The 16,039-nt window shown below is 64.5% G+C and carries 11 protein-coding genes and 1 tRNA gene; 10 read left to right on the top strand and 2 right to left on the bottom strand.

The features are described from left to right. Positions 1 to 42 precede the first annotated feature (42 nt). The 10 genes from grpE to THIMADRAFT_RS16865 all read left to right on the top strand — a co-directional run bounded on the left by grpE (position 43) and on the right by THIMADRAFT_RS16865 (position 12,325). A complete protein-coding gene (gene grpE, locus THIMADRAFT_RS16910) occupies positions 43 to 648 on the top strand; it encodes a nucleotide exchange factor GrpE (protein WP_007194295.1) in 606 nt (201 codons plus the stop codon). A 92-nt stretch (positions 649 to 740) separates the two neighbouring features. Continuing rightward, a complete protein-coding gene (gene dnaK, locus THIMADRAFT_RS16905; protein WP_007194294.1) occupies positions 741 to 2,675 on the top strand; it encodes a molecular chaperone DnaK in 1,935 nt (644 codons plus the stop codon). Between the two features lie 321 nt (positions 2,676 to 2,996). After that, entirely contained in the window at positions 2,997 to 4,127 is a 1,131-nt protein-coding gene (gene dnaJ / locus THIMADRAFT_RS16900) for a molecular chaperone DnaJ (protein ID WP_007194293.1), read from the top strand. Between the two features lie 269 nt (positions 4,128 to 4,396). After that, on the top strand, positions 4,397 to 5,212 hold the full coding sequence (gene dapB, locus THIMADRAFT_RS16895) for a 4-hydroxy-tetrahydrodipicolinate reductase (RefSeq protein WP_007194292.1): 816 nt from the start codon (positions 4,397 to 4,399) through the stop codon (positions 5,210 to 5,212). Between the two features lie 229 nt (positions 5,213 to 5,441). Continuing rightward, entirely contained in the window at positions 5,442 to 7,739 is a 2,298-nt protein-coding gene (locus THIMADRAFT_RS16890) for a fatty acid cis/trans isomerase (RefSeq protein WP_233490277.1), read from the top strand. A 206-nt stretch (positions 7,740 to 7,945) separates the two neighbouring features. Further along, entirely contained in the window at positions 7,946 to 8,722 is a 777-nt protein-coding gene (locus THIMADRAFT_RS16885; protein ID WP_233490276.1) for a M48 family metallopeptidase, read from the top strand. Then, complete coding sequence (locus tag THIMADRAFT_RS16880) at positions 8,703 to 9,896, top strand: lipocalin-like domain-containing protein (RefSeq protein ID WP_007194289.1); 1,194 nt, start codon at positions 8,703 to 8,705, stop codon at positions 9,894 to 9,896. The genes THIMADRAFT_RS16885 and THIMADRAFT_RS16880 overlap by 20 nt, the downstream gene beginning before the upstream one ends. Positions 9,897 to 9,956: 60 nt before the next feature. Continuing rightward, on the top strand, positions 9,957 to 11,393 hold the full coding sequence (locus tag THIMADRAFT_RS16875) for a c-type cytochrome (RefSeq protein WP_007194288.1): 1,437 nt from the start codon (positions 9,957 to 9,959) through the stop codon (positions 11,391 to 11,393). 234 nt (positions 11,394 to 11,627) lie between these two features. Beyond that, entirely contained in the window at positions 11,628 to 12,110 is a 483-nt protein-coding gene (locus tag THIMADRAFT_RS16870) for a hypothetical protein (protein ID WP_007194287.1), read from the top strand. Between the two features lie 138 nt (positions 12,111 to 12,248). Next, positions 12,249 to 12,325: transfer RNA gene (locus THIMADRAFT_RS16865), tRNA-Met, on the top strand. A 582-nt stretch (positions 12,326 to 12,907) separates the two neighbouring features. Here the strand turns inward: THIMADRAFT_RS16865 and THIMADRAFT_RS28730 are convergent. Next, the gene (locus THIMADRAFT_RS28730; protein WP_007194286.1) at positions 12,908 to 13,669 is read right to left on the bottom strand and encodes a type II toxin-antitoxin system prevent-host-death family antitoxin; all 762 of its coding nucleotides are present in this window, start codon (positions 13,667 to 13,669) and stop codon (positions 12,908 to 12,910) included. A 172-nt stretch (positions 13,670 to 13,841) separates the two neighbouring features. Beyond that, on the bottom strand, positions 13,842 to 15,887 hold the full coding sequence (gene fusA / locus THIMADRAFT_RS16855; RefSeq protein WP_007194285.1) for an elongation factor G: 2,046 nt from the start codon (positions 15,885 to 15,887) through the stop codon (positions 13,842 to 13,844). Positions 15,888 to 16,039 lie beyond the last annotated feature (152 nt).

Below are 16,039 nucleotides of genomic sequence, written 5' to 3'. Positions count from 1 at the left end.
CGCAGCGCGGCGGAGCGGCGGACCGGGATACGGGAGAACGTAATGAGTACGGAATCAGAGAAACAGACCGAAGCGAACGCATCGACGGCGGAGGAGGCCCTTCTCGAGGACGCCTCCGCGTCCCGTGCGGGTGACGCCGAGGGCGATCGAGCGAGTGCTTCGGAGGCCCCGACGCCAGAGGAGCTCCAGTCCCAACTGGCCGTCGCGCGCGCGGAGGCGGAATCCCTGCGCGACCAGGCGCTACGGGTTCGCGCCGAAATGGAGAATCTGCGTCGCCGCCACGCCGCCGAGCTGGAGAAGGCCCACAAGTATGCGCTGGACAGCTTTGTGCGCGAGCTCCTGCAGGTGCGCGACAGCCTGGAGCTCGGACACGATGCGGCACTTGCCGAGGGGGCGGATATCGCCAAGCTTCGCGAAGGCATGGAGCTGACACTGAAGCTCATGGGCGACGTGATGGAACGGTTCGGCGTGGCCCCGGTGGATCCCGTCGAGCAACCCTTCGACCCGGAGTTTCATCAAGCGATGACGATGCAGCCGCGCTCGGATCTGCCGCCGAACACCGTGGTGGCCGTCATGCAGAAAGGCTACACGCTCAACGGGCGCCTGGTGCGTCCGGCACTGGTTATGGTCTCTCAGGATGCCTCCTGATATCGGCTTGAACGGATAGGGGTTTCACCCAACCTCAGAGGCAACTTCGGGGCCGTTCAGCCACACAAGACACCTTATTGGAGAATACGCTCATGGGAAAAATCATCGGTATCGATCTCGGGACGACCAACTCGTGCGTCGCCGTGATGGAAGGCGACAATGTCAAGGTCATCGAGAACGCCGAAGGCGATCGCACCACACCGTCCATCGTGGCCTACACGGGTGACGGAGAGGTGCTCGTCGGACAGTCCGCCAAGCGCCAGTCGGTCACCAACCCGGCGAATACGCTGTTCGCGATCAAGCGCCTGATCGGACGCCGTTACGAGGACAGTGTCGTCAGCAAAGACAAGGACATGGTCGCCTACAAGATCGTCAAGGCCGACAACGGCGACGCCTGGGTCGAGGTCAACGGCAAGAAGATGGCACCGCCGGAGATCTCCGCGAAGGTCCTTCAAAAGATGAAGAAGACCGCCGAGGACTATCTGGGCCACGCGGTCACCGAGGCCGTCATCACGGTCCCGGCCTACTTCAACGACTCGCAGCGCCAAGCGACCAAGGACGCGGGCCGGATCGCCGGACTCGAGGTCAAACGCATCATCAACGAGCCGACCGCGGCCGCGCTCGCCTACGGGATGGACAAGAAGCGCGGGGATCAGAAGATCGCGGTCTACGATCTGGGCGGCGGCACCTTCGACGTCTCCATCATCGAGATCGCCGAGATCGAGGGAGAGCATCAGTTCGAGGTGCTCTCGACCAACGGGGATACCTTCCTCGGCGGCGAGGACTTCGACATGCGCATCATCGATTTCCTGGTGGCTGAATTCAAAAAGAGCCAGGCGGTGGATCTGCGCAACGATCCTCTGGCCCTGCAACGCCTGAAGGAGGCCGCCGAGAAGGCCAAGATCGAGCTCTCCACGAGCCAGCAGACCGACATCAATCTGCCCTACATCACGGCGGATCAGACCGGGCCCAAGCATCTCAACGTCAAGCTGACCCGCGCGAAGCTCGAATCACTGGTCGAGGATCTCGTCGACCGTACGATCGATCCGTGCCGGATCGCGTTGAAGGACGCCGGGCTGACCGCGGGCGAGGTCGACGAGGTCATCCTGGTCGGCGGCCAGACCCGTATGCCCAAGGTGCAGGCCAAGGTCGAGGAGTTCTTCGGCAAGAGCCCGCGTCGCGACGTCAATCCGGACGAGGCCGTCGCCATCGGCGCAGCGATCCAGGGCGGCGTGCTCGGCGGCGAGGTCAAGGACGTGCTGTTGCTCGACGTCACCCCGCTGTCGCTCGGCATCGAGACCCTCGGCGGCGTCATGACCAAGCTGATCGAGAAGAACACCACCATCCCGACGTCGGCGCAGCAGGTCTTCTCGACCGCCGACGACAATCAGACGGCGGTGACCGTGCATGTCCTGCAGGGGGAGCGCGAGCGGGCGATCCACAACAAGTCGCTCGGGCGCTTCGATCTCAGCGATATCCCGCTGGCACCCCGGGGCGTGCCGCAGATCGAGGTCAAGTTCGACATCGACGCCAACGGCATCCTCAACGTCTCGGCGAAGGACAAGGCGACCGGCAAGGAGCAGTCGATCATCATCAAGGCGTCTTCGGGTCTGTCGGATGCCGAGATCGCGCAGATGGTCAAGGACGCCGAGGCGCATGCCGAGGAAGATCGCCAGTTCCATGCGCTGGTCGCCGCGCGCAACCATGCCGATACCATGATCCACGCGACCCGCAAGTCCATGGAGCAGCTCGGCGAGAAGATGGAGCCCGGCGAGAAGGACTCGATCGAGGCTGCGATCAAGGAGCTCGAGGAGGTCATGAAGGGCGAAGACAAGGATCGCATCGAGGCCCTGACCAAGACACTCGGCGATGCCTCCTCCAAGATGGCCGAGCGGCTCTATGCACAAAACAGCGGCGGTCCGGGCGCGGGCCCGGCCGGCGGCGGCGAGCCCGAGGAGTCCGCGGGGCCGGCGCGTGACGACGTGGTCGATGCGGAGTTCGAAGAGGTCAAAGACGACAAGAAGTAACTCAAGCGGCCGACAGTCCGAATCCATGCGCGACACGCGCTCGTCTCGACTGGCGCTCGGTGGTTTCGGCACGATGTTCGGCTCTGTCACCGGTCACGCTGCAGTGCCCTCGACACGGTATCGCCGGGTCGAGGGCAAAAACGCTTCTTTGCGCGTCGGCTCGGCTTTGCATGAATCGGCCGATGTCGAAACCGCACCTGGAGCGGTACGCGTCGTTTTCGGATTCGCTCGGAGTCGCGTCATGCACCACCGCCCCTCGTACCGCGGGGGGCGGTTCCCGGGACACCATCGATTATGACTCTGGACGCGGTTTAGGATTCAATGGCAAAACGCGATTATTACGAGGTCTTGGGCGTCTCGCGAAATGCGAGCGAGGCCGACCTCAAGAAGGCTTTCCGCCGCCTGGCGATGAAGTATCACCCGGATCGCAACAGCGGGGATGCGGATACCGAGGCCAAATTCAAAGAGGCCAAGCTGGCGTACGACGTCCTCAGCGATCCGAAGAAGCGATCGGCCTACGACCAGTTCGGCCATGCCGGTGTGGATGCGGGCGCCGGTGGGTTCGGCGGTCCCGGAGGGGACGGCGGCGCCTTCTCCGACATCTTCGGGGACGTCTTCGGGGACATCTTCGGCGGGCGTTCGGGCGCGCGACGCACCCAGCGCGGCGTGGATCTGCGCTACGACCTGTCGCTCAGTCTCGAGGACGCGGTCAACGGCAAGGAGGTCAAGTTCCGCATCCCGGTCCAAGTCGATTGTCAGTTCTGCGGAGGGACCGGGGCCAAGCCGGGCACCAAGCCCAAGACCTGCACGACCTGCGGGGGCAGCGGGCAGGTGCGAATGCAGCAGGGTTTCTTCTCGATCCAGCAGACCTGTCCGACCTGTCGGGGAACGGGCAGCGTGATCGAAGATGCCTGCGGGCATTGCCGGGGCCGGGGACGCATCCAGGAGGAGAAGACCCTCTCGGTACGTGTGCCCCCGGGCGTGGATACCGGCGACCGAATCCGTCTTGCGGGCGAGGGCGAGCGCGGCGAGTACGGCGGACCGCCCGGCGATCTGTATGTGCAGATCCAGGTCAAATCGCACCCGATCTTTACCCGCGAGGACAGTCATCTGCACTGCGAGGTGCCGATCGGTTTCGTGACGGCCGCGCTCGGCGGCGAGCTCGAGGTGCCCACGCTCGACGGCAAGGTGATGCTCAAGATTCCGGCCGGAACCCAGACGGGCAAAATGTTCCGTGTGCGCGGCAAGGGCGTCAAACCGGTGCGCGGCGGCGTGATCGGCGATCTCATCTGTCGCGTGACGGTCGAGACGCCTGTGAATCTCACTGAGCGGCAAAAGGAGCTGCTGCGCGAGTTCGAGGCGAGCATGAAGGAGGGCGGGTCGCGGCACAGCCCGCAATCGCATTCCTGGCTCGACAGCGTGAAGAGCTTTATCGACAAGATCGGGCTCTGAACCGCGTCCGGATCTTCCTTGGTCGGTTCGAGTCTCGTGTCGGTCGTTTTCGCATCGATCGGCGTTGGAGTCGACGCGGTTCAGGAATTTTTTTCGGGGGCCATGTGGCGAGACTTACCGGGTCCGACGTGCCGAGTCGGCACGCGTGGCGACGCGGGCTCTCGGTGACGATTCTGTTGTTTTTGAATCGCTTCTTATCGCGGCGGGCGGGTACGCATATTGGTTGATCGCTGCTTCCGCGATCGGTGACGGCTATATCAGGAGCTACGATGGAACTCATCAGGATCGCCGTGGCAGGGGCAGGCGGGCGTATGGGCCGCACGCTGGTGCAGGCGGTGAACGAGACCGAGGGGCTTGTGTTGGGTGCGGCGACCGAGCGGGCGGCAAGCTCATTGCTCGGAGCGGATGCCGGCGAGCTTGCGGGGATCGGGGGGCTGGGCGTCTCGGTGATGCCCGATCTGGCCGAATGTCTCGACGACTTCGATGTTCTGATCGACTTTACCTCGCCGGCGGCGACGCTCGCGCATCTCGAGATCTGCCGCGCCGCCGGCAAGTGCATGGTGATCGGAACCACCGGGCTCGACCCGGCGCAGCGCGCGTCCATCGCCGAGGCCGGTCGGGAGATCGGCATCGTCTTTGCGCCCAACATGAGCGTCGGCGTGAATCTCTGCTTTAAGCTGCTGGACATTGCTGCGCGGGTACTCGGCGACGAGGTCGACATCGAGATCATCGAGGCGCATCACCGTCACAAGGTCGATGCGCCGTCCGGCACGGCATTGGGCATGGGCGAGGTGATCGCCTCGGCCTTGGGCCGGGATCTCGGCGACGTCGCCGTCTATGGACGGGAAGGGCAGACCGGGCCGCGCGAGCGGCGCACCATCGGATTCGAGACGATCCGGGCCGGGGATATCGTCGGCGAGCACAGTGTTTGGTTCGTCGCCGACGGCGAACGCGTCGAGATCGCCCACAAGGCATCGAGCCGCATGAACTTCGCCCGGGGGGCCGTCCGGGCCGCGGGCTGGATTGCCGGTCGCGGCCCCGGGATGTTCGACATGCAGGATGTTCTCGGGCTGCGGGCGCTCTGAGGTATTTCGCAACTCCGGCCCCGGGATCTCCGGGATGGATTCGACACGCCGGCCGTCATGCCGGATAGGCTCGACGAGGCATCGCTCATAAGAGGCTTGTCGGATGCACCCTGACGCACGAACCCTAGGCTTGATACGGCATTCACGGGTTCCTCTCACCATCGCCTTCGCTGTGCTTCTGCTCGCTTCGCCGCTCCGCGCGGCGGAGCCGCGGGACACCGCCCGCGAGATGCCCGCCAGTGCGTCGTCCGAATCAGTCGTCTCGGAGACGCCGCACTACAGTACGCAAGTCCAACCTATCTTCGACCGGCGCTGCATCGCCTGTCACGGCTGTCTGGGCTCGCCCTGCAACGTCAAGCTGGATTCCTTTCCCGGGGTCGACCGCGGCGGTTTCGGCCAAAATCCGTACTCGACGCGATTGACCGCGGATCCGCGCACCGATATGGACGCGGCCGATTCCACCGCGCAATGGCGCGAACGCGGCTTCTATCCCATCCTGGCGCGCACCGCCTCGGCGCAGAGCAATCTGGATGACTCCATCCTCTATCGGATGATCGACGCCGGCATGCGGCACAACGTCCCCGGCTTTTCGCGTGCGTCCGTCGATCCCTTTCGACTGCAACGCTTCGCGGGGACCTGTCCGTCGACCGCCGATGCGCTTGCCGCAAGGCTTCAGGAACACCCCGGTCTGGGGATGCCGTTCGGCCTGCCGGCACTTGCCGAGGAGGACTTCGCGATCTTGCGGGACTGGATCGCACGGGGCTCCCCCGGTCCGACGGAGGCGGAAGAGGCGAATGCGCGGAGGCTCGCCAACCCGACGGCCGTTGCGGCCTGGGAGGCCTTCTTCAACAGCTCGGATCCCCGCCAAGCCTTGGTCAGCCGCTTCATCTTCGAGCACGTCTTCCTCGCCACCATCGTGCTCGAGGACAGCCCGGGAGATCGCTTCCGTCTGGTACGCTCCTCGACACCGCCCGCGTCCCTGCTCGACGAAGGCCGGGGCGGTCGCTCGGCGGAGGACGCGCCGATCGAGCTCATCTCCACGGCGCTGCCTTACGGGGATCCCGGTGTCGAGCGCGTCTGGTACAGGCTGGAGAAGCTCACCGCGGCACCGGTGCAGAAGAGTCTCTTCGTCTGGCGCCTCGCCCCGACCGACATTGCGCGCCTGAGCGAGCTCTTTCTGTCGCCGGACTGGGCCGCCGATGCGGATCTCGATCCGCCTTGGGATATCGGCAATCCGTTTCGCATCTTTGCGGCGATTCCGGCCGAGTCCCGCTACCGCTTCTTGCTCGAGAACGCCGCGGTCATTGTCGGCGGGATCACTTACGGCCCGGTCTGCAACGGTCAAATCGCGACCTACGCGGTCAAGGATCAGTTCTGGGTCTTCTTTCTGGATCCGGCCTACGACATCTCGGTGCGGGATCCCAGCTTGGGTCTCGACGATTGGGATCTCTTCATGGACCGCTCGCTCGTCGGCAACGCGGCCTATCTCGATGCCTATGCCAAGACTCGGGCACGGCTCGATCCCGAGGGATGGTCGCTCGACGCGATCTGGGACGGTGACGGCGAGAACCGCAACGCTTGGCTGACCCTGCTGCGCCACGAGACCAACGTCTCGGTGCTCCGGGGAGCGCAGGGCGGTATGCCGCAGACCTTCTGGCTGATGGGCTACAGCGGGCTGGAGCGTCTCTACTACGACACCGTGGCCAGCTTCGAATACTGGGCGGGCGACGCTCGGAAGCTCGAAACCCTGCTCTTCTTCAATATGTTGCGCCAGGAGTTCGAAGACGGTTTCCTCGGGCTGTTGCCGCGCGAGGAGCGCGAGCGGATCCGCCATCAATGGACGCGCGGCATCGGCTCGGTGGCCCTGAGCCTGATCCCGTTCGAGACCGTGGATCAACCGACTCGGATCGAGGTTCGCGGACCCGATCCTCTCATCGACCTGGTCGAACAGATCGCCCGACACCTCGGGCCGCGCATCAGCGGTCTGCCGGATCGGCTGAACCCTCGTGTCAAGCCCGAGGTCGCCGTGGATGCCCCGATCGAGGACTTCGACGACTGGGAGTCGGCCGTCTCCATGCTGACGGCGCTTCAAGGTCAGCCCTTCGTGCCCCAGCTCCCGAGCGTCCTGGTGCTGAGACTGAATCGTGCGGAGGGTCCGCCGCAGGATCGTCATCGGGTCTATTCGCTGGTGGCGAACCGCGTTTACAAGTCTCAATATACCCTGGTGTTTCAGAACGGTCAGGCGCTCCCGGACGAAGACACCCTCAGTGTCTATCCGACCCTGGTCAACGGCTTCCCGAACCTCTTCATCGATCTGGACCTCGCCGATGCGGGCCGTTTTCTGACGGATCTGCGTGCCGTCGAGAACAAGGACGACTGGAATCGGTTTGCCTCGCGCTATGGGGTCTTGCGCGACAGCGCGCGTTTCTGGCCCTTCTACGATTGGATCAATCGCTGGAATGACGAGCACCGCGGCGATGCCGCCGGCTGGCTCGACCTGAGCTACTACGACGCGCCCGAGATCTGACCGGGCGCCGATGCGCAGTGCGCTCGGCCGAGCCTCTGGTGTGCCGAGTAGCGCGCCCCCACTCTCCCCGCATGGACGCGCGATACCTGACCCCACGCTTTCTCCACGCCTGCCGCATGGTCGGCCGGTGTTTGCGCGGCGGTCCTCCCAGACCGCAACCTCGTCGCAGCGCGCTCGCTCAGACGCGGCTGCTCGCATCGTTGGAGGTGCGTCGCCTCCTGGCCGCGTCCTGCATGTTGGCGGCGGTTGCCGGTTGCGCCACGGCACCCGAGACCGGCCGACGCCAGGTGCTCTTGATCGACAGTGCGCAAGAGGCTCAACTGGGTCTCCAGTCGTTTCAGAAGATCAAGCAGCAAACGCCCGTCTCGCGAGACCGACAGGCGAATGCCGAGCTCCAATCCGTCGGCAGGCGCATCGCGAGCGTCGTGAGCATCCCGAATGCGCACTGGGAGTTCGTGCTGTTTGAATCCGACGAGCCCAATGCTTTCGCGCTGCCCGGCGGGAAGATCGGCGTCAACACCGGCATCCTGCCGATCACGCAGACCGAGGACGGACTCGCCACCGTGATCGCTCATGAGATCGCGCATGTGACGGCCCGCCACGGCGCGGAGCGCATGTCTCAGGACCTGATCGTGCAGCTCGGCGGCACGGCGCTGTCCGCCGCGCTCGGCAGCCAATCGGCGGTTACCCGGGATCTGGCCATGCAAGCCTACGGCGTGGGCACCGAGGTGGGCGTCATGCTTCCTTATTCGCGCACCCAGGAGTACGAGGCCGATCGGGTCGGACTTCTTTACATGGCCAGAGCCGGGTTCGACCCGACCGAGGCCGTCGGGTTTTGGGAGCGCTTCCAATCCCAAAACCGGGCCAATGGGGCCTCGACTCCTGAGTTCCTGAGCACGCATCCGCTCGACGATGCACGCATCGCACAGATCCAGCGGTTCCTCCCGCAGGCGATGGCCGAATATGAAGCTGCGCGGCCTTGATGCGATCATGAAGCCGCTTTTCGTCCTGCTCGGCCTTTCGGTTCTGCTCGCGGGTCTCGCCTCCCTCTGGACGCCGGGGCCCAGGGGGCCTGAATCGACGCCTGAACCTTCCCTAAACGCCCTACTCTATAGCGATCTCGGCGCAGACGGTTTTGTCGAGGTCGTCGAGGACAGACCATCGCGCTTCCCCGCGGATCATGGCGCCCATCCCGAGTATCGCGGGGAGCTGTGGACTCTGTTCGGGCAGCTCACCGATGCCTCGGGCGGGCGCTACGACTTTCAGCTCGGCATCACACGTCTCGCGCTCGCTGCCGAGTCTCCGCCACGTGCATCCGCCTGGGCGGCCAACGCCGTTTACCGCGGTCGACTCACGCTGATTCGTGCCGACGCGCCCGGGGTGCAGTCGGCGGCGCGGTTGACGCGTGCCGCTGCGGGACTGGCCGGAGCCGACGCGCAACTCAGATCGGTCTGGATCGAGGACTGGTCTCTGTCGCTGTCCGACGGCGAACCGGACCGGCCAAGGATGCGTCTGGTCGCAGGTGGCGAGGGGCCGGCCTTGAGCCTGGATCTGGTCGCCGGCAAGAGCCCCGTCGCCTTCGCCGATCTCGGCCTCTTGGGACGCGATATCGGCGCGTCGGGGCTGCATGCGTATCTGCTCCCGCGCATGGCGGCCGCCGGTACCCTGACCCTGGACGGCGAGCCCCGGTCGGTAGAGGGGCAGGTCTGGCTCGATCATGCTTGGGGGATGCTTCCGACGGGCCGGAGCCGAGTCGGGTTGAACCGGTTCGCGATCCAGCTCGACCGGGACCGCGAGCTGGTCTGTCTGCAGTTGCGCCGCGAAGACGGTACGGGTACACCCATCCCGGCCTGTGCCTTGATCCTCGCAGACGGGCAGGTGCAGAGTTTTCGGCGCCGCGAGATCCGGCTCGAAGCGGTCGAGCACTGGCTGAGCCCGCGCAGCGGCGCGCGCTACCCGGTGGCTTGGCGTTTGAGCATCCCGATCCTGGAGCTCGAGCTGGAGCTTATCCCGCTGGCGCGGAATCAAGAGGCCGACGACCGGGTCCGACTCTGGAGCGGTGCGGTGCAGGCCGAGGGTCGTCTAGGCGGAGAGGCCATCGCCGGTCACGGACGGATCGACACGACGGCCGAGGTGCCGGCGCGGTCCGGGATCTGATCTAGTCGCTCTCTCAATCGAACCCGGTCATCGCGGCCGGGTCATCCTAACCGGGTCATTATGGCATTTGAAATCCGTTATCCGTCGATTCAGGTCCCGCTGATCCTGCTGACCTTGTCCTTGCTCGGCTGCGACCGAGGTCCGACCGAGAAGGACGGCGTCTACAAGGCCGAGGTCGGGGAGATCCCGGCATATCCCCAGCGTCCGGGTGACCCCGACAGGGGTTACGACGCGCTCCTCAACCGCTCGGTCGTCACCTGTGGTCTGCCCTACAACGCCTATCTCAAGACCCGAGAGGCCGCGCAGGATGCGGGTCCGCAGTTCCCGGGCCGCACGGGACGCAATGCCGGGCTGCCGTACATGCTGACCTCCCATGTGGCCGCTTCGGGTGTCGAGATCGTGACCTCGAACTGTCTGGCCTGCCATGCGTCGACCTTCAACGGGGAGCTGGTCATGGGCCTGGGGAACGCGTTTCTCGATCTGACCATCGATCCCTTGATCGGGATCGAGGCGTCCGCCGCACTGGTCGAGGACGGACCCGAAGCGACACAGTGGCGGCGCTGGGCCGATCGGATCGGTGCCATCGCCGACTACATGATGACCGACACCGTCGGCGTGAACTCCGCAAACAACCTGACCCTGGCCTTGATGGCGCACCGCGACCCGGAGACGCTGGCCTGGTCGGACACGCCCCTGATAGAGCCGCCGCCGCAGGCGCCGCTCCCGGTGAGCGTTCCGCCGTGGTGGAACATGGGCAAAAAACACGCAATGTTCTACAACGGCGAAGGGCGCGGCGACCACGTCCGCTACATGATCCTCGCCTCGACCACCTGTACCGATTCGGTCGAGGAGGCCGCCGAGATCGACGCCTGGTTTGTCGACGTGCGCGCCTATCTGGCAAGCCTGCAGCCGCCCGATTACCCTTTCGCCATCGATCGGGCGCTCGCCGAACGCGGCGGCGCGGTCTTCGAGAAGACCTGCAAGGAGTGTCACGGGACGTACGGCGAGGAGCCGACCTATCCCAATCGCGTCATCGCGCTCGGCAAGGTCGAGACCGATCCCGAGCTCGCGCGCAAGGGTTTCAGCGATGCGGACCGCTTCCTAAAATGGTTCGGAAGCTCTTTCTACGGCGAGCTGTCTCAGGCCGCGCCTGCGCTGGGATATGTCGCACCACCCCTCGACGGCGTCTGGGCGACCGCGCCCTATCTGCACAACGGCTCGGTGCCGACGCTTGCAGCCCTGCTCGACAGCCGCTCGCGCCCGACCTTCTGGCGGTTCGATCGAGAAGGCGACGCCCGGCCCGCGTATGATGAGGTCGGCCTCGGCTGGACCTATCGGACTTTGGACAACGGCAAGGCCGGCGCCATGAGCTGGGAGGAGCGCAACCACATCTACGACACCGGCCTCCCGGGCTACGGCAATCGGGGCCACACCTTCGGCGACGATCTGACCGAATCCGAGCGTCTGGCGCTGCTCGAGTATCTCAAGACCCTTTAAACCGCGCCCAGCGCGATACGCGATGTTTTCGGAAGGGATTGGCCCCGGTAGTACTCGACGAGTGCTGGAGCTTGCGCGGTTTAAAATATTAAAAAATATATGATTTTAAGCCGCGTTTCCGCTAAGGGACGTGGATGCGCCAAACGTCGATCTCGCTCGAAAATGAGCGTCTCGCTCTGGACGCGGCTTAGGCCGTCGGAACACCTTCAACGCATCAGAAAAGAGGACACCCTTATGATCCGAACGACAAGCATCCCGGTGATCTTGGTTGCCGCCCTCCTGACCGGACCCTTGCCGGTCCTTGCAGGCGACGAAGAGCATGATCTCGGACTGGTGACTTGGATGGGCCGCCTCCAATACTACGCGCACAAGCTCGGTCTCTCCGTCGATGCCGGCAACAAGCGGCTCATCGCCTATTACATCCACGAGGTCGAAGAGGTGATCGAGAAGATCGAAGATATCGACGAGGCCGATGGCGTGCCCATCGGCAATTTGGTCAAAGAGATCCTCGTACCGAGCTTCGAAACCCTCGAGGCATCCTTCGAATCAGGCGACGAGGCCCTCGTCGATGCCGATTACAACCGGCTCCTCGGCGCCTGCAACCAGTGTCACGAGAAAGCCAAGCGCCCCTATCTCATCGTCGAGCGACGCCACGACAACCCCTACATGCAGCGGTTCAAGCCGAGCAAGCTGGCGGTGTCTCCAGGGTCAGACTGAGCCGCGACCCTCGGCAGCATCCTTCATCCTTTCCAGATCGCGACGCGTCCGAAGGGGGGGCTGGATGCAGTTCGAGCAAATCGACGATCGAAAGGGCTTGCGCTTTCGGCTCTTCCACTGTAACCTTGTTGACTCAGTTGCGGGGTGGAGCAGTCAGGCAGCTCGTCGGGCTCATAACCCGAAGGTCGTAGGTTCAAATCCTGCCCCCGCTACCAATAAAAAAAGGGCTTACGACAAGTTGTCGTAAGCCCTTTTTTGTTGGCTCGGATTTATGTAGCCACTATGTCGCCAGAAATGGGAAATGCAGATCGATATGCGGGGTCGATGGCGTGGGCCCGGCCGCATCGGAGACGATGGTCACCAAGCGGCGAGGCGTAACCCTCACCGAGCGCGCGTTCGCGAAATCTCACTTCATCGACCTGTGCGCGATGCTGGGTGTGCCGGCTCCCGTGGAGGCCGACCCGAGCGGCACCTGCTGAAGGACATCGACGATGCTGCAAAGGGACTCCCCTTGAGTCGGGACTCTAAGTGTCCTGACCGACCCAAGGCATGGCATACGGAAGCAGCGTCCTGCGATCGAGACTCAAGGCGTGGTGATCGGGGATCTCACACCAGTGCTGAACGATCTCCGCGACCGTATAGGTGGCTTCTCGTGGAGCGCCCAATTTCGCGCAGGGACAGTCTCTGCGCTATCCTGCTCCTCAGCCATTGCCGACCTCCGTTCAGGTGGTGATGGTCAGGGCCTCGAAGCGGGTAGTGCCGCCACGGGGCCTGCTGTTTTGAGGGTCTTTCGGCGGTCAAGCCCGCAGTTGCTCCAAGCCGATCCCCATGGCGGCGGCGAGGCGGGCCAGGGTTGCGGTGCGTGGCTTGATCTCGCCGCGCTCCAGTCGCGCCAGGGTCGACTGCTGCATCCCGGCGCGCTCGGCAACGGCGTCTTGAGTCAGCCCCAGATGCTCGCGCCAGGCCCGCACGAGGGGCACGTCGTGCAGGACATGGGCCTCTACCACGGCCTGCGGAATGCCGTCCCCCGCGGCGACCTGCTCGAGCAGCGGTCGGACGCGCTCCCAGTCGGCGACCGGCACCAGCACGAACGCGGGCTCCCCGTTGCGGACGATGGTCTGGTAATCAGTCCGTGCGTTCATCGCGTTTCTTGACCTCCTCGATGCCGCCGGTTGCACGAGACCGGCCTGATCGAGAATCCAGCCCTCCAGACCGGTATGCCATTTCCGCAGCAGATCGAGCGGGCGGCGCCGGTAGTGCTTCTCGGCGGTGGCGCTGGGCTTGTGGCCTTGGATCTGCGTGACGATCCCGACCGGCATCTCGATCCACTCGCTCAACGTGCCGAAAGAGCGGCGTATGCCGTGCAGGCTCAGCGGCGGGAGTCCCGCGGCGGTCAGGGCGCGGTTGTGCAGGATGCGCGGCTCGGTGATGTGGCCGGATTCGCTGGTCGGGCTGCTGAACACCCAGGCGTTGCGGCGGGGCAGGGCGCCGAGCAGTGATGCCACGTAAGGCGTCGACGGGATGGTGCGCTCGCCTTCCACCTTGTCGCGGGGCGTCATGCTTGCCTATTGGAAGTCGACATTCTCCCGGGTCAGGGTGGCAATCTCGTTGCGGCGGGCGCCGCTGAGCAGGAGGGTGTGCAGATACCGGGCCTCGCTTATCAGGTGAGAGATATCTTCTCCTGCGATGGAGCACGGACCGACGTGGGTCGCCGGTCCGCGTTGGGCCGGTTCAGTCTTCGGCGCGCTGGTAGGCGTCTGCGAGCTGTTTCTGGATGTTGGCGGGCACCGTGTCGTAGTGACTCAGCTCGATGCTGTAGGTGCCTTCACCGCCTGTCAGGGCCTTCAAACGTGCATCGTAGCCGTCGAGCTCGGCGAGCGGAACCTCGCCCTCGATGACGATCCGGCCGCGGCTCTTGCTGTCGCTGCCGTTGATACGGCCGCGGCGGCTGGAGAGATCGCCCGCGAGGTCGCCCATCGCGGTGCCTTGGGCAGTGATGCGGATCTTTACGATCGGTTCGAGCAGGACCGGGCGGGCCTTCTCGATCGCCTCGATGAACGCCTTGCGTCCTGCCGTCGCGAAGGCGATGTCTTTGGAGTCGACGGGGTGGAACTTGCCGTCGTAGACGGTCACGCGGACATCGTGCATCGGATAACCGGCGATGGCGCCTTCCTCGAGGACCTGTCGCACGCCTTTTTCGATGGAGGGGATGAAGTTGTTCGGGATCACGCCGCCGACGACGGCATCGACGAACTCGAAGCCGGCGCCGCGCTCCATGGGCTCGACGCGCAGATAGACCTCGCCGAATTGTCCGGCACCGCCGGTTTGCTTCTTGTGACGATGATGTCCCTCGGCGGGGGCCGTGATGGTCTCGCGGTAGGGGATGCTCGGTGGATGGCTCTCGACCTCGACGTGATATTGCTCCGAGAGTCGGCGTAGGAGGACGCGCAGATGCAGCTCGCCGAGCCCGCGCATGACCGTCTCGTTGGCCGTGGCGTTATGCTCGACGTGGAAGCAGGGATCTTCGGATTCGAGCTTGTGCAGGGCATCGGTGAGCTTCTGCTCGTCGCCGCGCTTGGTCGGGTGGATCGCAAGACCGAACAGGGGAACGGGACACTCCAGGCTCGAGAGATGGAAATGATCCTCCTCGTGAGAGTCATGCAGGACGGCGTCGAAATGGATGTCGTCGATTCGGGAGACCGCCAGGATATCGCCGGGAACACCCTCGGGCACTTCGATCTGCTCGGCGCCGTGGAGGCGATACAGATGGTTGACCTTGAACGGCTTGCGTGCGTCGCCGATGTAAAGCTGGCTTTGTGCCGTGATGCGTCCCTGATGGATGCGGAAGATCCCGAGCTTGCCGCGGAAAGGGTCGTTGATGATCTTGAAGACGTGTGCGATGGCGTGCTTGCCGGGGTCCGGATCGACGCTCACAGGACTCATGTCGGCGCCTTCGCCCTTGAGGAAGGGCGGGGGATTGCCTTCCGAAGGATTCGGCATGAGGCGGGTGATGATCTCGATGAGCTCGTTCACGCCGGCCCCGGTCGCTGCCGACACGTAACAGATCGGGATGAGGTGCGCCTCGCGCAGCGCCGCCTCGAAGGGGTCGTGCAGCTGCTCGGGCTTGAGCTCTTGGCCCTGCTCGAGATAGACCTCCATCAGGGCTTCGTCGACCTCGACCACCTGGTCGATAATCCGGCTATGCGCCTCGGCGACGGACGAGAAGTCGGCGCCTTCGCCGCTCGGTTGAAAGAAGCAGTCGATGACGCGTTGGCCGCCTTCGGCGGGCAGGTTGATCGGGAGGCATTCGGCGCCGAAGGTCTCGCGTATTTGATCGGTCAGCTGGGCCAGATCGACCTCCGGCGCGTCGATCTGATTGACGATGATCATGCGGCAGAGGTTGCGGTTGTCGGCGGCCTTCATCATCCGCAGGGTCATCGGCTCGATTCCGGACTGCGCGTTGATGACGATCGCAGCGGTCTCGACGGCCGGCAGGACCGAGATGGAGCGTCCCAGGAAATCCGGATAGCCGGGGGTATCGATGAGGTTGACGTGCTTGTCGTGGGCGTCGAAGCTGGTAATGGAAGCGTCCAGGGAGTGGAGCAGCTCCTTTTCCATCGCATCGAAGTCGCAGACCGTGGTTCCTTTGGTCACGCTGCCGGGTGTCGAGATCACTCCGGTCGCGGCGAGCAGCGCTTCGACCAGCGTGGTCTTGCCGGATCCGGCGTGACCGACCAGGGCAATGTTGCGGACGTCCTCGGCATTGTAATCAGACATCGGTGATCCTGTAGTGGCGTTTGGATAAGGTGCGGGGCGTCGTGCGGCTTCCCGTCGAGATGTATTTCCGGGACGAAATTATACCGTAACTCGGGTGTTGCCCCGACGGGGGATCGGGCCGAATTCGCGCGTCGGGCTGTCGCGGATCAATT

Origin of the sequence: Thiocapsa marina 5811, assembly GCF_000223985.1 — a bacterium.
Taxonomy (GTDB): domain Bacteria; phylum Pseudomonadota; class Gammaproteobacteria; order Chromatiales; family Chromatiaceae; genus Thiocapsa; species Thiocapsa marina.
This window is presented reverse-complemented; position numbering and strand designations above follow the sequence as displayed.